Annotated in this window: 14 protein-coding genes; 11 read left to right on the top strand and 3 right to left on the bottom strand. The window is 50.0% G+C overall.

Annotated elements, in window-relative coordinates; genetic code table 11:
* Positions 1-6 precede the first annotated feature (6 nt).
* The gene (argS, locus tag VFT64_01640; protein ID HEU5046525.1) at positions 7-4,896 is read right to left on the bottom strand and encodes an arginine--tRNA ligase; all 4,890 of its coding nucleotides are present in this window, start codon (positions 4,894-4,896) and stop codon (positions 7-9) included.
* A gap of 238 nt (positions 4,897-5,134) precedes the next feature.
* Positions 5,135-5,896, bottom strand: coding sequence for a Crp/Fnr family transcriptional regulator (locus VFT64_01635; GenBank protein ID HEU5046524.1), 762 nt, complete (start codon positions 5,894-5,896; stop codon positions 5,135-5,137).
* A 378-nt stretch (positions 5,897-6,274) separates the two neighbouring features.
* Here VFT64_01635 and VFT64_01630 point away from each other — a divergent pair, with 378 nt between their 5' ends.
* The 11 genes from VFT64_01630 to VFT64_01580 all read left to right on the top strand — a co-directional run bounded on the left by VFT64_01630 (position 6,275) and on the right by VFT64_01580 (position 18,688).
* On the top strand, positions 6,275-6,799 hold the full coding sequence (locus tag VFT64_01630) for a host attachment protein (protein ID HEU5046523.1): 525 nt from the start codon (positions 6,275-6,277) through the stop codon (positions 6,797-6,799).
* A gap of 18 nt (positions 6,800-6,817) precedes the next feature.
* On the top strand, positions 6,818-7,597 hold the full coding sequence (locus VFT64_01625; protein HEU5046522.1) for a hypothetical protein: 780 nt from the start codon (positions 6,818-6,820) through the stop codon (positions 7,595-7,597).
* 97 nt (positions 7,598-7,694) lie between these two features.
* A complete protein-coding gene (locus VFT64_01620; protein HEU5046521.1) occupies positions 7,695-8,195 on the top strand; it encodes an Hsp20/alpha crystallin family protein in 501 nt (166 codons plus the stop codon).
* 59 nt (positions 8,196-8,254) lie between these two features.
* A complete protein-coding gene (locus VFT64_01615; GenBank protein HEU5046520.1) occupies positions 8,255-8,920 on the top strand; it encodes a phosphoribosyltransferase in 666 nt (221 codons plus the stop codon).
* Positions 8,901-10,253, top strand: a complete 1,353-nt coding sequence (locus VFT64_01610) for an erythromycin esterase family protein (protein ID HEU5046519.1) — start codon at positions 8,901-8,903, stop codon at positions 10,251-10,253. The genes VFT64_01615 and VFT64_01610 overlap by 20 nt, the downstream gene beginning before the upstream one ends.
* 99 nt (positions 10,254-10,352) lie before the next feature.
* Complete coding sequence (locus VFT64_01605; protein ID HEU5046518.1) at positions 10,353-11,048, top strand: dienelactone hydrolase family protein; 696 nt, start codon at positions 10,353-10,355, stop codon at positions 11,046-11,048.
* A 2-nt stretch (positions 11,049-11,050) separates the two neighbouring features.
* A complete protein-coding gene (locus VFT64_01600; protein ID HEU5046517.1) occupies positions 11,051-12,070 on the top strand; it encodes a zinc-dependent alcohol dehydrogenase family protein in 1,020 nt (339 codons plus the stop codon).
* Between the two features lie 251 nt (positions 12,071-12,321).
* Positions 12,322-12,852, top strand: a complete 531-nt coding sequence (locus tag VFT64_01595) for a MarR family winged helix-turn-helix transcriptional regulator (GenBank protein HEU5046516.1) — start codon at positions 12,322-12,324, stop codon at positions 12,850-12,852.
* 2 nt (positions 12,853-12,854) lie between these two features.
* A complete protein-coding gene (locus VFT64_01590; GenBank protein HEU5046515.1) occupies positions 12,855-14,375 on the top strand; it encodes an efflux transporter outer membrane subunit in 1,521 nt (506 codons plus the stop codon).
* Positions 14,376-14,377: 2 nt separating this feature from the next.
* Positions 14,378-15,583, top strand: coding sequence for an efflux RND transporter periplasmic adaptor subunit (locus VFT64_01585; protein ID HEU5046514.1), 1,206 nt, complete (start codon positions 14,378-14,380; stop codon positions 15,581-15,583).
* Positions 15,584-15,595: 12 nt separating this feature from the next.
* Positions 15,596-18,688 (top strand): efflux RND transporter permease subunit, encoded by a 3,093-nt coding sequence (locus tag VFT64_01580; GenBank protein ID HEU5046513.1) that lies wholly within the window; start codon positions 15,596-15,598, stop codon positions 18,686-18,688.
* 101 nt (positions 18,689-18,789) lie between these two features.
* On the opposite strand, the gene VFT64_01575 is transcribed toward VFT64_01580, so the two are convergent.
* A complete protein-coding gene (locus VFT64_01575; protein HEU5046512.1) occupies positions 18,790-19,587 on the bottom strand; it encodes a phytanoyl-CoA dioxygenase family protein in 798 nt (265 codons plus the stop codon).
* Positions 19,588-19,595: the final 8 nt, after the last annotated feature.

Below are 19,595 nucleotides of genomic sequence, written 5' to 3'. Positions count from 1 at the left end.
GAGGATTTATCCTGCTTTGCCCAATCCGATAGCCTGCCGTGAAGCCAGACTTTCTGCTGTCCATGCACCTGCCTGCTCCAATCCGCCTCTGGCCATAACGGCACTCAACTGGGCGGGAGGAATCAGATACATTGCGCGGGGACGCTCCTCCCCATTAAGGTCTGTATAAGAGGTCTCCTGCGACGGAATTTGCGCTATCTGGACTGTTTTGCGCATAGAATCGATCAGTTTCCTGACATTCCGATTATCCGGATCTGTCGTCACCCTTAATGAGTTGATACCCAGATTAGCGTTAGCCCACTGCAGCACAGGGGTAAGGGCGCTATTTAAGTTTACCTGATTCTGGTGTGCGGGTTCTACAAATATACCTATTTCTGCTTCGTACCCTTCTCCTTTACGCTGTATTCCTATTAATTCTATTGCACCGACCACTTTGTTGCTGGCATCACGAATCGCAAAAATATAATTATTTCCTTCTGCCGCTTCTTCTATATAACGCCGTACGCTGCCTTTACTTCCCTCGCTGTCTTCGAGTGGCATTCTCCCCGTCCCCTCGAGCGCCTTGCGTCCATTGAGCGGTGCAAATAAGAAATTCGGTGTCTGAGCCATCTTTAAAAGATCCTCATAGTCCGCTTCCACAAGCGCAGACATATGATATTGCCCCCCTCCCAATCGCAGCTCAGGTATCGGCTTTTTCTCCCCAGTTTCCTCCGAAATATTATCAGCATGTGCGCTTTGTATTCCCTGGACACCCGTTGCCTTCATTGCCATTGCAACCACTTCTTCCGGCCTTTTCTGGGCAAGCTCCTTTATGCGGTGAGCTTCTCCCGAATCCCCATAAGGAAGTTCCTGCAGAATATTGAGCTTCCATCGTTCCAGTGCCTGCTTTCCCATCACACGCAGTTCCTCAGCAACCATACTATCGCCATCCATCCTATGGTTTTCGGTCGTCATACCTACAGATACTTGTAGTGCCAGCACCGCTTTAACCAGCTGCTCGGGAGCTTCATAAAAACTGGGGCTCTTCATTAACTCCCTTCTTACATAATCCGTTGTCACGAATGTCAGGTCACCCATACTGTTATTATGCCGTGCCAATCTCCGCTCCACCCCGGCACGCGCTTCACCTCGCGCAGACGGATCAGGTTGTCTGCGCTGGTCAAGAAAATATGCGACATTCACATCTAAACTCTGAGGGTCGCGATAAGCGGCAGCCACTTCCACCGCATTTGTACCGATTAATCCATGCGGCGGATCGATATTTGTCAATTCGGGAATGCTGATCTCTGGCAGTTTAGGGACTTTTCCAATCCGGGTAACGGGATTTTGCCGGATCAGATAATCACGCATAATTTCAGAATGGGAAATAGGCAGGCAAGCACTTTCTATCCTTAAATCTTTGCCATCATCCATCCAATCTACTTTGCGCATGATAAAAGATGCTGCCGAGTATCCGCCAAAGGGAGCAAGCGGCTCGTCCTGCAGAAGGTTATGAATACTTCCATTTACAATGACACGGCCTATGCCATACTTATCAATTCCACTAAGATAGCCACTCGCTCTTTCATTCTCTGTCAGGCCTAATACATCGTCATTGCGCTTTAGAATCCAATCGCGAATCTTATCGTCCTGAGCGTCTTCATTGCAGAAAAGGGAAACATATCCTTTATTCACACCATAACGTTCATCGGTAAAATACCGCCTCAATTCGCCCGTATTCTTATAAGTATGAATAAACTGGATGGGATTAAATAATTCCTCATAATTAGGGGGTACGCTCATGTCCCCGAGCTTTGAGACAATCAGCGCCGGATTGATGACTCCCTTCTCCCAGTCAATATGACCGCCCTGAATAGGAACATGAGGATGCGCGGCTCTGAAACGGCTCAGAAATTCTGCCGCATGCTTTAAATCTGCTTCACCTGCAGCCGGCGGCCCGATTCTTACTTCAGGATCGGTATACGATCCTCCTACTTTAAGACCGAAATAGGCTTCCTTAAATTGACGGGTGAACTCTTCTGCAACACTCTCATGCACCAATATCGCATCCGGCGCGGCACATTCCTGCCCGCCGTTATATGCTTTAAGATGCACCGCACGCTCGACCGCTTTAGGAATATCCGCCGTTGAAGTAACAATAAAAGGATCGTGATGCTTGCCTTCTGAAACCAAAACCGCCCCTGGTTTCATATATTTAGTCATTAATTCATGCCCGGCTTCATAAGAACCGTTCACAATACCGTAATCGCAGTTAGCAAGATGCGTGGCGAAGAACTGATCCCTCCCCATTTTAGCGTGAGTGATAATATTATCGAAATAATTGAATATATTCTTGCCGGAATCATCGGGATCGATCTGTATTGCTTTCAGCGCATCGATCACTTTTTTATCCTGCATATGCTGATTGGGTCTGACATGCACTTCCTGCGCCATCAGCGAGGGAATCACGCCTAATACCACATAATAATAGATCGGCAGGTTCGCATGCAAAAGCGCGGCTACTTTAGGAACTTTATGCGTAAAATTATCCCTGTACTGGTCCAGATCGCGCAGGCAACGGCAGGCCAGATCAATTTCATCTTCAGCCGTTGAAGCGGGCTCATATATCTGCAGTGCTTTCAGCAATTCCGGCCTTTTAGCCTCCAGGAGATCTGCAAACCGCTCACATTTTTGTTTAAAAGCATCAAACTCGCCTTCCGCCAAAGGCACAGGTTGAGATTGCCGCGGCGGCGGTGGCGGAACATTATCTAGAAGCGCAGTATTAATAGCTTCAATATTTTTGGTATGCTCCTCCGCTTTGCGCCGGACTCCACTTGTCAGTGTAATACCCAGAATCTTGGCGTATTCCTCCATTGTACTTTGGGTCGCTTTCGCCAGGGACGCCATAAATGGGGTGATGGTTGCTTCTGCAGCATCAAGATCGCGATATACTCTGTCAAAAGCCCTCGATACATCATACAGATATTCCGTCATAAGGTTAGGCGTGCGCAGTTCAAAAGCGCGTTCCATGATATGCTCTTTTTGTGTAAGCAGCATTGCAAGCTGCCTCGTCGGAGCATCTAGAGAAATCCCTTCGGGGGACGCATCATTCAGTGGTTTTTGCAGCAGCGAACTCAAATGGCCATAAGCGTATTCCACAGAGGCAACCGATTTCCCGCCAAATTCCAGCAACTGCTCCGAGAGAAAAGTGACATCCGATTCCGGATTGTTAATCAAGTCGTTAAAGATGAGCGAAGAAGCGGCCAGTCCGGGAATATTATCCTTATCAACACTGCAATTCCTTTTTACTTCATCTTCCGCAGCCTGAAGCATATGCTCGAGCGACATGATACCGCCCGCGCGAGTCCTGAACGGTTTTCCATCCGGCCCGTTATATGTGCCGAATGCAAGATGCTCAAGCCGAGTATCACCCGAATAGCCAGCTATCTTAGCCGCCCTGAACACCTGCTCAAAATGCGGGCCTTGTCTTTTATCCACGACATACCAGATAGCATCGGGCCCGTCTTCCCGGACTCTTTTGCGGATAGCAGCCAGGTCCGATGCGCCGTAAGTATAAGCTCCATCGGATGTCTGCAGCTTAATGGGGCGGATCGCTATATCCTGGATTTTGTTTGGGTCGATAATCGGCTCGCCCTCTTTATTCCTTTCAACATCTTCGCCTTGACGTGTCAGCAGCCCCTGCTCGCGCAGAGCAGCAATGTAGTCGCTTTTCTCCTTATCAACGACCAGTTGACCATCCGCATCCGCATGCACTATTCCGCCTTCCTTAAGCGTAGCAATCATTTCCGTCCGGCTGGCGGCAATTATTAACTGCCCATTGTGATTTCTTCGCAATGTGCCATCCGCCTTGGACTGTAGAAATTCCCGTCCGACAATATCGGTAAGCAGTTGTTCCTTATCCTTATTCACAAACAATGATGAACCGTACCGTACAATGATGCCTCGCTCCTCCAATCCTTTTATGAGCGCTGTTCTGTCAACATCCATGACCAGTTCATCTTCTTCATTCCTCCTGACCAGTCCTCTGGCAGTCAGTTCTTCGATCATTTCGCCTATTTCGTCATGATAAGCGCTTTCTCCCTCTTCTCTGTCGAATGAAACCCCGAGTTTTCCGTATGTCTCATTCACCTGCTTCAATGACTGCGCTCTGAAAGCGCGCCACAATTCCGTATACCCCGGATATTGCCCCGACTGCAGATCTGCCGTTGTCTGCCTGACAAGTTCCAGGAAATCCGCATCGTCCTTAGCCTTTTGGGAAGCAGTCGGGTATACGGCATTAAGTTCGCTTATACTTAGTTCCCCCTCCCCACCGTTTTCGCTGATGGGTAATTCAAATCCACTTCGCGGGTTGAAATCTGATTGAAAGCAAGACCAGTGCGGAAACCTGCTTTTCAGTTCCGCTATAATCATCCCCATCGGCTGTCCCCAGTCCCCTACATGACTGTCCGCAATGACCGTATGGCCCAGTTTTTCGGCCAGATTATGCAGGGATTGTCCTATCACACCCGACCGGATATGCCCCACATGCATAGCCTTGCCGATATTCGGGCTGCCATAATCGATCAATATCTTTTGTTTTTTGGCAGTAGGATCTTGCGCCTCGCTCTCCGCAATATTCTGAATCTGCCTGACAAGAAACGCATCTGAAAAACGGATATTTAGATACTGCCCGCGCGGATCCCGCTTTTCATCGTCTGGCGCAGGTCCCCCCGCATCAAAACCATATTCAATACCTGCCAACTCGGATTCGCTCGAGAGGTCTTTTATAATCGCTTTTGCTATTTGGGGAGCCAGGGTAGTCGTGCCGTATAGATCCGATACAGCAGAAACAGCTTTTGCAGTTTTTGGCAGCGCAATCTGCAAGTCCGACAAATCAGGACGATGGCTTGGACGCAACTCAAGCCCTTCTTGGGGCCACTGTATCCTGGAATTAGGATAGTCTGTCCTTTGGAGTTTTTTGTAAGTTTGCTCCAAAGCTTTATTTAATATTTTATATATATCAGTCATTTTTTACCGCGTTTGTATCGCGGTTAGCATAGCGCAGATTTGTTAAACCTTTATTAAGGCCAATACCGCACGCACTGAACCATAAAATATTCTTTTATAATCATAAGCATATTGCAAATTATGTGGATTACGCCAGGCCTTCTTTTTTCTTATGCATCATTTTGTCCAGTGTCTGATGCGTGGGACAATCTTCCATGATCGAGCAGTTTCCGCATACATAGGCATCGATAGCATCCAGATCATAGATACTGACACGCGTACCTTCCACCCTGATTCCGTTCTCTTTCAGTTTAGGCAGCGTACGTGAGAATGTTTCCAATTCCATGCCCAGGCGTGAAGCGATGAGCGATTTACTATAAGGCAGTTCAAAGCCTTGCGGATTGAACTCATGCAGAATGCATAAACGCTGCAGGAAACACGCTACGAGTTGCGTGGAAGACATGGTGGCCTGATGCTCCGCTTCTACCTCGACCATAAAGGCATAGCGCGAAAGGGCGGAAATCACATTGAGCGCAAGCGTGTTATTATTTTTAACGGCATCCCTCAGCCAGCTTACAGGAAACTCCAGCACCACAACCTCATCCACGGCTAAGGCATTGACGGTGTGATTGCGCGCGGCTTGAAAGATTTCTGTTTTGCACATTGTTTTGCCTGAGATGGCGATATCTGTCGTAACTTCATTACCTTCAGCTGTTGAACGGTATAAGCGTACAGTGCCGCTGCATATAATATAAAAGTTCTTCAGCGGGTCACCATGCATGAACAGATGCTCGCCTTTAGAGTAATTGTGAGTACGCCCGGCACTGAGCAAATTATCGCGCTCCTGCTCAGTAAGGCCCGCAAACAGTGGTATGCTTTTTATAGAGCTCGGGAAAATAGCGTCTGCCATGTCACATTCCCTTTCAGCATCTACTGGATTGTGACCATTGCTCCAGTAAAAGTTAAATAAAGACTTATATTATATGCATATATTTTGGATAAAATCACAACCCGAGGTTGGAGTCAAACCATTTCCATAATATTATACCGCTAAAAATATTAATTAAAATAAATATATAGAAGAAAGATACTGCTATAATTTCATGAAACTACATTACATTAGATTTCCACTTCGCCATTTTATTTCAGGAAATCTACAAATTATATAATGGATTCCTTTGGCATCAGCGATAATCACTATAGTAATGACATATAGATGCTTGATTACAATCAAAGCTCCCGCCCCTACTTGCATGTATATATTCTTCATACAACCTATGGAGGATTTATGCTTCACCACTCAACGCACAGCCATCCATTTCCCATTACCTGGTTTCTGGTAGCAGATGGAAAAACCGCTCAGACATATACTTACAGTCAGGTGGAAAAGCGTATTCCCTGCAGCGGTAACTCCAAGCACTCACACTACGCTGAATCACGAGAACAGGTGCTGGTTCCAGTGGCCGGTATGAAGCTTGAGGCAACATCCGCGGCAGAATATGAAACCGGCAACGACCGTCTCGAAAGGGTATTCGAAAGCCATGGAACAGCGCATCATATGGCAGAACCGCATATAGATCTCCATGAAGAGATCAGGCAACATTTCCTGGAAACTATTGCTTCCAAACTCACCGCTGCAAAATCAGAGAAGAGCTTTGACCGGCTGGTGCTGATTGCACCGGGGGAAATACTGGGCGGAATTAAAAAACACCTCACGGACGATGTATTAAAATCTGTCGTTGCAGAATTGCCCAAAGATTACACCAAATGCGATGAAGAGACGCTCTTACAGCATCTGCAGCAATTGCGATAGCACCATTAGGACGCTTATATGGAAATAACCATACTTTCCGAAAGGGAACTGGCGGAATATATCGAGAATAAAAACTTTCCCAGCTTCTGGAATGTACTGGCGAATAACTGTACGCAATGGGTCATAGAAGCCAGCGCACAGCCCTTTTGGCAACAGGCGGAGGAGAAGCTTAAGGAATGGTCGGATGAATATAAAGATATGACTGGCTATCCCCTCCTTACGCAGTTCTCACTGCCAGCCTTTACAGCGAAACCCATCGCCAGTATTCAGGACAAGCTTTTCCGCCAGTATCAGGAATATTCTGGTATGAATGGCAAACATGATGCATTCCAAAGCAGTATTGTAGACATTGCCTCTAGACTGCATGATCTCGTCCGCACCCGGATCTCCTGTAAATACATCGACGGCGCCGAATTTCTGGCCACCAAGTTTTCCCAGCTCGCCAAGGATATGAACTGTTATGACGAACGCGAGAGAAAAAGCCAGCTTCGCGGCTATTTTGCACAACATGTCGTTATTAGCATAAATACGACTTTCAGGAACGGTAACCAGTCCCTTTCACTTAGTATTAAATGCGAAATTCAGATTGCGTCAGAGCTTGCCACACAGATGTGGGATGCCACGCATGATTTATACAAGCAGCTGCGGGTAAAACATACGCCGAATGAATCCTGGGAATGGGATGCACAATCCCCTCAATTTATCGCAGAGCAACTGGGGCATGTCATTCATCTGGCTGATGGATTGCTGGTTCGTTTACGGGAACAGTTAAAGTCAGAACTCCATCATTCCTGCTGAGTTTGACTCCGGTCAAACAAGGCAATGAAATAGTCTGCTAGACATACATAACCGCTGTGAGACATGCAGCCGGATAACCTCAAAAAGGAGAAATTTTATGACCGTACGTGAATTATTGCATCTGGGCAGGACTCCCGTTGCCGTCAACCGTGGCAGCAATCCTATCGTTGCATTTCAGGATGAAGTGAACAAATTGTTCAATGAATTCTTCGGCGAGCTTTCCTTCCCGAGTTGGAGCCGCGCTACAGCACCTGCCCTTACGCTTGCTCCGGCCGTGGATGTCAGCGAAACCGACAAAGAATTCAAAATCACCGCCGAACTTCCAGGACTTAATGCAAAAGAAATCCAGGTAACGACTGCTGACGGCTACGTCACCATTAAGGGTGAAAAGAAAGAGGAAAAGAAAGAAGAGAAAGAAGGTTATTACCGCCAGGAACGCTCTTATGGTTCATTCCAGCGTGTAGTAGCGCTGCCGGATACTGCTAATTTTGAGAAAGCTGAAGCCAGTTTCAAGAATGGCGTGTTGACTCTCACACTGCCGAAACAGGCTGGAGCTCAAGCCAAAGAACGCAAAGTAGACGTTAAGGAAGCTGCATAACGTTTCTTAATCCCGGCGCAAGGCTTCACTTGCGCCGGTGCCTCATCGGGGAAATATTTATGTATTTTACAGATCGTAAAGACGCGGGCCAGAAACTGGCGAGAGCGCTGAATGCTTATAAAGACAAGCCTGATACAATCATTCTTGCATTGCCCCGCGGCGGCGTTCCGGTGGCCTATGAGGCTGCTATTCATCTGCATATCCCACTAGACCTGATGCTGGTACGCAAACTTGGCGTGCCGGAGAATGAAGAGCTCGCCATGGGTGCTATTGCCATGGGGGTTGTTATCGTACTGAATGAAGAGATAATCCGGAGTTTCCATATCTCTCCCAAAAACCTTGAACAAGTGATCAAATCTGAAAGGACTGAACTCGCGCGGCGAAATAATGCCTATCGCAACGGCCAGGCGGAACCTGATGTAAAGGGGAAAACGGTGATCCTGATTGACGATGGCATAGCGACAGGTGCCAATATGCGCGCTGCCGTGCAAGCAATGAGAAGGCAAGAAGCCGCAGAGATTGTGGTAGCTACGCCTGTCAGTTCCCGAGAGGCGTTTGAGGCACTCAATATTCTGGCTGACAACGTTATCCTGCTGGATATACCAGAGCCATTTTACGGCGTAGGCCGTTTTTATCAGGATTTTTCACAGACCAGTGATGAAGAAGTGAAAACCCTGCTTAAACAGATCAAAGGAAAGAACATAGATGAACATCAAGGCGCATAGTCATCTGATTCAGGAAATCCGTAATCACGCGATCCAGCTTACCGGACATGCTCATGATTATACAAAATTGCTGGAGATGATCGGCGATGCCAGATTCGTTCTCATCGGCGAGGCAACACACGGTACGGATGAGTTCTACCGTATTCGTGCGGAAATCACCAAGCAATTGATCCGGTATTACGGTTTCAGCGCCGTCGCCGTGGAAGCGGACTGGCCGGACTCTTACCGGGTCAACCGCTATGTGCGCGGACATGAGCACATTCATAACGCCGACAGCGCGCTTTCTGAATTCCTGCGCTTTCCGACATGGATGTGGCGTAACCACGTTATTGCCGATTTTATCAACTGGATGCGGGAGTATAATACTGGAAAATCCTTGCCGCAGGATAAGATCGGGTTTTACGGACTCGATCTTTATAGCCTGCGTACTTCGATTGAAGCAGTGTTGAAATACCTGGATAATGTCGATCCGGACGCCGCACTGCGCGCACGTCATTATTACGGCTGCTTCACTGAGCGCCAGCTTTATAATCCACAGGAATACGGCTATGAAGCGGCTTTGGGATTACCGCGCACATGTGAACAGGATGTCGTTAAGCAACTGGTGATGCTGCGGCAGCGCAAATTCGACTATGTGAAGAAAGATGGATTTGCTGCCGGCGAAGAATATTTTCATGCGGAACAGAATGCCAAACTGGTGGCGGACGCGGAAGAATATTACCGCTCCATGTTCAAAGGGCGCGTGCTCTCCTGGAATATGCGCGACAAGCATATGACCGATACACTGTATGCGCTTGCAGACCATTTGAGCCAGCAGCGCGGCGAAGTGGCCAAGCTGGTGGTATGGGCGCATAATTCGCACGTTGGCGATGCGCGGGCGACCGAAATGGGAAGCCAGGGTGAATTCAATATCGGCCAGTTGGTACGGCAAGCCTATGGCAACAATTCCGTACTGATAGGATTTTCTACTTACAACGGCACAGTTACTGCTGCCTCTCAGTGGGATGGCACCGCAGAGAAGAAAACGGTTCGTCACGCCATGCCGGAAAGTTATGAGGCCCTGTTTCATGAAACCGGCATTGCGAATTTCCTGCTGATGTTACGCCAGAATGACAATCTGATGCATCACCTGGATATCAGCCGTTTGCAGCGGGCGATTGGCGTGCTGTACCTGCCCGAATACGAGCGCCAGAGCCACTATTTCTTCTCCAAACTGCCTGAACAGTTCGACGCTATTATTCATATCGACAGAACCACTGCGCTGCAGCCACTTGAGCCTGAGGCTCTCTGGCATAAGGGTGAGGTATTCGAAACTTATCCAAGCGGATTATAGGGACATCATTATAGGTTTTTAATTTCCTATGAAATATACAATGTAATGCTTTTTGCTCAGTTCCGGCTTCAATGCGTCAATGAGAAGAGGTGTTTATCTATGGACAGTTTATTACGACAGCATGTCATCCATCCCGTTGTTACCGGTGAAGATACCGCGGTATGGATCCCCGCAGAGGAAGCTACTCTCAGCGGCGATCTGTACATGCCGGAAGGAGCCAATTCCATTGTTATTTTTGCGCATGGCAGCGGCAGCAGCAGACACAGCCCGCGCAACCAGTTTGTGGCCGGTGTCTTACATGACAAAAGGATTGGCACGCTGCTGATGGATCTGTTGACGCCGGAGGAAGAAGAGTTTGATCTGCGCACACGCAAACTGCGCTTTAACATCGAGCTTCTTACGGAACGCCTCCTATCAGCACAGAAATGGGCTGCTCACCACCCGGCGCTGAAAGGATTGCGGATAGGATATTTCGGGGCAAGCACAGGTGCAGCGGCAGCTCTAGCCGCAGCTGCGAGGCGCCCCAAAGGCGTTTCCGCAGTAGTTTGCCGTGGAGGACGTCCCGATCTGGCAGGAGACGATCAGTTACGGGTTAAAGCCCCTACGCTTCTTATTGTCGGTGAACAGGATATTGAAGTATTGGCAGTTAATAAGAACGCAATTACTAAACTCAATACCAGCTCGAAGCTGGATATTGTTCCCCGCGCTACACATCTGTTTGAAGAACCCGGTACGCTGGAGGATGTAGCGCAGCTCGCTTCCGACTGGTTCGCCAAACATCTTTCGGCGTTGTAATCATGAGAGCGATGATACTCAGACAGCAGGCTTCTCTTGAGGATAATCCTCTTGAGTTAGTTGAATGGCCCGCACCGGAACCGGGCCAGGGCGAAGTCCGCATCCGTGTCAGCACATGCGGTGTGTGCCATACGGAACTGGATGAAATAGAAGGCCGCCTTATGCCTCGTATGCCCGTTATTTTAGGGCATCAGGTGGTAGGGACGATTGAAAAACTTGGCGAAGGTGTGCAGGGGGTCAATGTAGGCGACCGGGTTGGTGTGGCATGGGTTCATTCCGCCTGCGGCCGCTGCGAATATTGCCAGAAAGGCGAAGAGAATCTTTGCCCTCATTTTCAAGCCACAGGCTCCGATGCGCATGGCGGTTACGGAGAACTCATGACTGCGCCGGTTGCATTTGTGTATCCCATTCCTGATACATTCAGCGATGCTCAGGCCGCTCCTTTGTTATGCGCCGGGGCGATCGGCTTTCGGTCGCTACGCCTTACCAAGCTTGAAAACGGGCAGAATCTGGGGCTGATGGGATTCGGCGCTTCCGCGCATCTTGTCATGCAGCTTGCCCGCCATATGTATCCGGCAAGCAATGTGTTTGTGTTCGCACGCGACGAAAAAGGGCGGGCTTTCGCACAGGAACTTGGTGCTGCATGGACAGGCGAGATACAGGCACAAGCCCCTGCTCCTCTGCATGCGATCATTGATACCACTCCCGCGTGGGAACCCGTGGTGATGGCAATGCAGAATCTTGCACCGGGCGGACGCCTGATTATTAATGCCATCCGCAAGGAAGATGCCGATAAGGAAGCGTTATTGAATCTGCATTACTCTGAGCATCTGTGGCGAGAGAAAGAGATCAAGAGCGTTGCCAATGTCACACGCTTCGATGTTAGCGAATTTTTACGCATCGCTGCGGAAATCCCGATCCAGCCTGCCGTGGAAGAATATAGCTTGGAAGATGCTAATCGCGCCTTGCTTGAACTTAAATCCGGACATATACGCGGGGCGAAGGTACTAAAGGTTTCGTAGAAATTTGTCTCCTTATGGGATAGTGAATCTTCCGCTCATTCTCCGCTTGCCATAGCGATCATCCTGTTTTATTTTGCGGGCTTCGGTTCTAATCGCTAGACTCTCCAGTTTGATTGTCATACGTTTTAAGTTTAAATCCTATCAATAGGATTCAGTAACTTTCGGGTTATTATTTATACACTTATCCAATAAAGTTCATATATAAACTATTTCTTATTGCATATTATTATTACGCAATATATGATCGTAGCATGACCAAGGAAAATAAACCTCATTCCTGCCTCACCACCCAGGAGCCGCTTCCCCTGGACCATAAGCTTATCAAGCTTTTCTGGGTGTTAAGCCCTGCTTATACGCGTTGGGCCGAGTCGCATATGAATGAGAAGGGTTTGACACCGCAGCGCCTGCGCCTGATGTGGCCGCTGATGGAAAAAGGTCCGATGATGATGAGCGCCCTGCGCGATGAACTGGGAGTCAGCGCCACCAATATCACCGCATTGGTAGATGCTCTTGAGAAAGAGGAAATGGTAGTGCGTACAGCCCATGATACCGACCGGCGCGCGACCATGATTGAAATCACTCCGAAAGCCGTAAAAATGCTGACGGAAAACTGTGGGGAATTCCGTAACCGTGTGGCGGAAGTTTTCTCTGACTTTACCCATCCCGAACAGGAGCAGTTTCTTGCCCTGCTGCTGAAAATGCGCAAAGCGCTCGTTGAGCGCGGCGTGCTGGAAGAATGTGAAATTTACGGCTTAACCACCGACCAACCCAAGGCATCCTGATTATGCACCCGATGAAGGTTTTATTACTGGCAACCGCCACTCTTGCGCTGTCTTCATGCGCCGTAGGGCCCGATTTCAAATCGCCCAAAGGGCCTGATATAGCACGCTATACCGATAGTGAAATGCCGGGAAAGACTGCTTCCGCCAAAGGCGATACCGGCGCCGCACAGCGCTTTGCCAAAGGTGCCGATGTGCCCATGGACTGGTGGAAACAATTCGGCTCCGAACCGCTGAATAAAATTGTGGATGAGGCTTTCAAGGAAAATCCTGATCTTGAGGCCGCCACCGCCTCCCTGCGTCAGGCCCAGGAAGCTTATTACGCGACACGCGGCGATTTCCTGCCTTCCATCGATGCAGGATTCAAAGCAACGCGTGAAAAATTCAATCCGGCTGCCTTCGGTCAAACCGGCGCACCGGCTTCCATTTTTACCCTATATCAGGGAACAGTCAACGTCTCCTATAATCTTGATCTCTTCGGCGGCACACGACGCGCACTGGAAGCAGCGGGAGCACAGGTGGATTACGAACGATTTGAGCTCGAGGCTGCCTATCTCAGTATGACGGCTAACGTAGTGACGACCGCCATCCAGGAAGCTTCGTTGCGTGAGCAGATCAAGGAAATAAACGATATCGTCAACATCCAGCGCGAACAGCTGGATCTTTTGAAGAAGCAGCTTGCTGTCGGTGCGGTTCCCAAAACCACTGTACTGGAACAGGAAGCTACGCTGGCACAGACGCAGACGACTCTGCCGTCACTTGAAAAACAGCTTGCGCAGACACGCAACCAGCTTGCCGTGCTGGCTGGTAAGTTCCCCGGCAATAATACACTGGCGAATTTCAACCTTACGGATCTGAAACTGCCGGAACAATTACCGCTCAGCCTCCCCTCCTCGCTGGTCGAACAGCGCCCGGATATCCGCGCGGCAGAAGCCATGCTGCATACGGCGAGCGCGAATGTCGGCGTCGCCACCGCCAATATGCTTCCGCAGATCAGCATCAATGGCGCTTATGGCTCTGAAAGCACCAGCTTCAGCAAGCTTTTTACTTCCGGCACGGAAGTCTGGAGCATCGGCGGCGGACTTTTGCAACCTTTATTCCACGGCGGCACTTTACTGCATGAAAAGCGCGCTGCCGTTGCCGCTTACGACAAAGCCAGCGCACAATATAAGAGCACTGTGCTGCAGGCCTTCAAAAATGTCGCCGATACGTTGCGCGCATTACAGTATGATGCGGAAGGCTTAGCTGCACAGGTCAATGCCGAAGAGGCCGCGCATAACAGCCTCGATCTTGCACGGACACAGTATAAAGTCGGCGCGATCAGCTATCCGCAATTGCTGGATGCGCAGCGCACCTATGCTCAGGCACGCATCGGGCTCGTGCAGGCGCGCGCAGCACGCCTGACGGACACCGTCACCCTCTTCCAGGCGCTTGGCGGCGGATGGCAGAATGCGGAAAAAGCGCAAAATTCTGCGGCTCCTGCCACGACAACCGAAAAACAACCCACCTCAAAGAGTGAGAAATAATCATGATGCCTTTTATTATTTTCCTGGTCTTCGCTGCTATCGTCACGTTTATCGGCCTGCGCTACCGCATGCTGAAGCAGATGATGATCATGCTCGCCTGCGTGGCGGTGGTGCTGGGTATCATTGGCTATTCAAAATATAAAGGCTACCAGGCGTTCATGGCGATGAAATCCGGTATGGCGTCGATGAAGCAGACTATTTCCACTGCAAAAGCGACTTCCAGCGACTGGAGCCAGGAAATGAGGGCCGTTGGCAGCATCCGCGCAGAAAAAGGCGTGGATCTTTCCAATGAGCTTGACGGCATTGTCGAGGAAATCAACTTCCGCTCCGGAGATGATGTTAAACAGGGCACATTACTGATTAAGCAACGCGCCGAAGATGACGTGGCTAAGCTCGCTTCGCTGCAGGCATCTTCCAAGCTCGCGCAAATCAACTATGCGCGCGACAAGAAACAGTTAGCTGTGCAAGCTATCTCGCAAGCTACGCTGGATGCAGATGCGGCAACGCTTGCCAGCGCCCGCGCACAGGTGGCGCAGCAGCAGGCTATCGTAGATAAGAAATTCATCCGTGCTCCGTTCAGTGGCCATCTTGGTATCCGTAATGTAGATGTCGGCCAGTATATCAAAGCCGGCACCAACATTGTGACGCTGCAGCAGCTCGACCCGATCTATCTCGACTTCGACATACCGCAGCAGGCACTTGCGCAGGTTAAGCCGGGGCAGGCAATCGCTGTGAAGAACGATACCTACCCCGACCGTGTATTCCATGGACAAATTGCTGCGATCAACCCCAAAGTGGATACCGCTACGCGCAACGTTTCGGTCCGTGCGGAACTTACCAACGCCGACCATGCGTTGCTGCCGGGTATGTATGCGACAGCTAAGATTTCCGTGGGCACGCCAGAGAAGTTCGTGACCGTGCCCCAGACGGCAATCACGTATAACCCGTACGGCAATACGGTCTATGTCGTCCATCACAAGGATAAGTCAGACAAGCCGATTGATGAGAAAGACCAGGATCTCGTCGTTGAGCAGAGCTTTGTGACTGTCGGCGAAACGCGCGGCGATCAGGTTCAGGTGCTAAAGGGCCTGAAGGACGGTGACATCGTGGTCAGCGCCGGCCAGATCAAGCTGCAGAATGGCGCGGCTATCGACATCAATAATTCAGTGACCCCTAAAAACGACGCCAATCCCCATCCTGTTGAGTAATAAGGCCAAGCCATGAATTTTACAGATCTTTTCATCCGCCGCCCTGTTCTGGCATCCGTTGTCAGCCTGATGATACTGGTGCTGGGTTTGCGCGCTGTATTTTCGCTGCCGGTATTGCAATATCCGCGCACGGAAAATGCCGTCATTACGGTTACTACAACGTATTACGGCGCTGATCCGGATATCGTAGCGGGCTTTATCACCACGCCGCTGGAAAATGCCATCGCTCAGGCGAACGGTATCGACTTCATGACGTCGACCAGCACAAGTGGACTCAGCACGATTACAGTCAATTTGCGCCTTAACTATGATCCGGACAAAGCGCTGACGGAAATTCAGACCAAAATCTCCTCCGTGCTCAACCAGTTGCCGCCGCAATCCCAGCAACCTATCCTGAAAGTCCAGGTCGGCCAGACGATTGACGCGATGTATATCGGGTTCGGCAGCGATGTCCTGCCTTCCAATAATATTACCGACTATCTGCTGCGTGTCGTTCAGCCGAAGCTGCAGAGCATCGAGGGCGTGCAGACGGCGGAATTCATCGGTAACAAGAATTTCGCGCTGCGTGCGTGGCTTAATCCTGAAAAACTTGCGGCTTACAACATTACCGCGGCCGATGTCAGCAAAGCGCTTGCGGAGAATGACTATATATCGGGCCTTGGCAACACCAAGGGCCAGATGGTTCAGGTCAACCTGAATGCATCCACCAATCTGCATTCGCTGGAAGATTTCAAGCATATGGTCGTGCGCCAGATCAACGGCTCGCTTGTCCGGCTGGAAGACGTGGCAACGGTAACACTCGGTTCTGAAGATTACGAATCCGAAGTGCAGTTCGATGGCAAAAAAGCAGTTTACATCGGTATTCAGGTCGCGCCGAATGCCAACCTGCTTGAAGTGATCGGTCGCGTACGCACCATGTTCCCGGAAATCGTTGCGCAGCTTCCTAAAGGGCTTAACGGCGAAATCGTTTACGACTCCACCAAGTTCGTTAACAGCGCCATCCATGAAGTGGAAAGCACGTTGATCGAAGCCTTGCTGATCGTGACGCTCGTGGTGTTCGCGTTCCTCGGTTCGCCGCGCTCCGTGCTGATTCCGGTCGTTGCGATTCCGCTTTCGCTGATCGGCGCATTCGTATTCATGCTTGCGTTTGGTTTCTCCATCAACCTGTTGACGCTGCTGGCACTTGTGCTCGGCATCGGCCTTGTGGTGGATGACGCAATCATTGTCGTGGAAAACGTCAACCGCCATCTTGAAGAAGGCATGAAACCCATTTCAGCGGCCATTCAGGCAGCCCGTGAACTGGTCGGCCCGATTATCGCGATGACGATCGTACTCGTCGCAGTGTATGTGCCTATCGGGTTCCAGGGCGGACTTACCGGTGCGCTGTTTACGGAATTCGCCTTTACGCTCGTGGCTGCGATCACTGTCTCCGCCATTGTCGCGCTCACCTTGTCGCCTATGCTTTCCTCGCGCTTCCTGAAGCCGCATACGCTTGACGGCGGCAGCTGGGACCAGCGCCTAGTGCTTACGATCGACCGCTATTTTGAGCGTATACGCCAAATTTATCACAAGGTGCTCGATCGCAGCCTGAACTACCGCCCGATCACCTATACGTTCGCGATCATTGCTTTCGTGTGCATCTACGGATTGTGGACGACGGCAAAGAACGAACTGGCTCCGGAAGAAGATCAGGGCGCGCTTATCTCCATCAACTTCAATGCCCCCAATGCGACTTTGGAACAGCGCCAGATTTATTCGCACGAAGCCTATAAAATCCTGGCTTCGTTTCCTGAGTCGGACCATATCTTCCAGCTGGACATGCCAGGCCGCGCCATTCAGGGTGCCGTATTCAAGCCCTGGGATGAACGCAAACGCAATGCCCAGATGCTTAAGGGCATTCTCCAGCAGAAGCTGAACTCTATTCCCGGCGTCCGAAGCGCGGTATTCCCGCCGCCGTTGCTGCCGGGCAGCACAGGTCTTCCGGTGCAGTTCGTGATTCAGACGACCAAGTCGTTTGATGAGCTGCAGGAAGTTGCAGGCAGCGTATTGCAGGAAGCCATGAAGTCAGGCAAGTTTTTCTTCCTTGATCTCGACCTGAAGATCGATCTTCCGCAGGCGACTGTAGAGATCGACCGCGACAAAGCCGCACAGCTCGGTTTGACAATGAGCGATGTCGGTAATGCGCTGGCTTCGATGCTGGGTGGCGGTTATGTGAACTATTTCAGCCTTTATGGCCGTTCCTACAAGGTCATTCCGCAGGTGGAGCAGAGTTCACGCCTGAATACCGAACAGCTGCGCAATTACTATATCAAGGCTGCTGACGGTACGACGGTTCCGCTTTCCACCATCGCTACGATCAAGACTAAGACTGTTCCGGAATCGCTCAACCACTTCCAGCAGATGAACTCTGCGACGATTCAGGGCGTGGCGCTTGCACCGCTGGGGGATGCGCTGGATACGCTCAAAGGTATTTCCGCCAAGGTCATGCCGCAGGGTTATTCGCTCGATTACGGTGGTGAAATGCGCCAGTTCGTGCATGAATCGAGCGGGTTCGTGCTGACCTTCGCTTTCTCGGTCATCATTATTTACCTCACTCTGGCAGCGCAGTTCGAAAGCTTCCGCGATCCGTTCATCATCCTGACCTCGGTTCCGATGTCGATTGCAGGCGCGATGATCTTCGTGAGCACAGGCGTCGGCGACGCCAGCGTCAATATCTATACCAAAGTAGGTCTGGTGACGCTCATGGGGCTGATCAGTAAGCACGGCATTCTGATTGTGGAATTCGCCAACCGCCTGCAGGAGCAGGGCAAGTCGAAACGTGAGGCTATTGAAGAAGCCGCAGGCATCCGTCTGCGCCCGATTCTGATGACCACCGCCGCGATGGTACTGGGCGTCACCCCGCTCATCTTCTCCTCCGGCGCAGGCGCAGCTTCCCGCTTTAACATGGGCCTCGTGATTGCCAGCGGCCTGACGATCGGCACGTTCTTCACGCTGTTCATCGTTCCGGCCTTCTATATGCTGCTGGGCGCTGATCACCATAAGCATGTTGATCAGGACGAAGAGCTTCAGCCTGTGCATGGAACTATTCCGCAGACGACCATTTAATACGGGTGTCTATAGCTAAATGTAAAAAGAGCCGGTAGCATTAAACTAGCGGCTCTTTTTTGTTTAACACATTCTATGTTTAGGCAAATGCCATATCCCCATCAAACACCCTTGCTAGCATTATTATAAAAAGCCTTTAGCCTCTGGACACGTGAGTTCAAAAATATTTCTTCCGCAGTTAAAGGATTTTTCCATTCTGACTTGGAATGTCCCGATACAATTTTATGTGACGTCGGATCGTCCGCGTGTTGTATGTTCATTTCCAGGTATACTCTATCCGTCTTATCTTCATTCGGATTAGACATATGCCACGTAGCGGAATTCATTATGAATACGTCGCCAGGCTTCATATCAGTCGCGAGCATTGGGTAGTCATCCGGCAAAATCTTTGCATTGATTTCGCCTGCATCGCTCAGCAATCCGTAATGATGTGTTCCCGGATAAACAATTAATCCTCCATTGGAGTTTTTTGCCTCCGTTAAAGCGAAGAAGAAGGAATAGCGTTCGCTGGTTCCCATCATGTAATTCAAATCGCTATGCAGCTGAACGGTTTTAGCGTTATCTTTGTCTTTCCTGAAAATCACCGGCCTGTAAACGGCAACATTTCCACCAAAGAATATTCCGCTTTCAAATAAGCGCATAAGCTTATCACTTGAAAGCAACGTGTTTAAAATGTCATCATTTGCAGATTCTACTCTCGTTGGATGAAATGGCACGGCCTTGTTATTTTCATCGCTCTTACAGAGAGTGAGCAGCTTGTCCACTAAGGGGTGCTCCAGAAAACCAGGCAGAATAAACACCCCCAGAAAATCCAGCGTCTTTAAGCTTGGCTCAGCTCCAATATATTCTTTATTTCTTATGGCTTCATTGAGCTTTGCTGTGGGAGCCTGTAATTTCATTCTGCTGC

It is taken from the genome of Rickettsiales bacterium, assembly GCA_035765535.1.
Lineage (GTDB): Bacteria > Pseudomonadota > Alphaproteobacteria > Rickettsiales > JABCZZ01 > JABCZZ01.
This window is presented reverse-complemented; position numbering and strand designations above follow the sequence as displayed.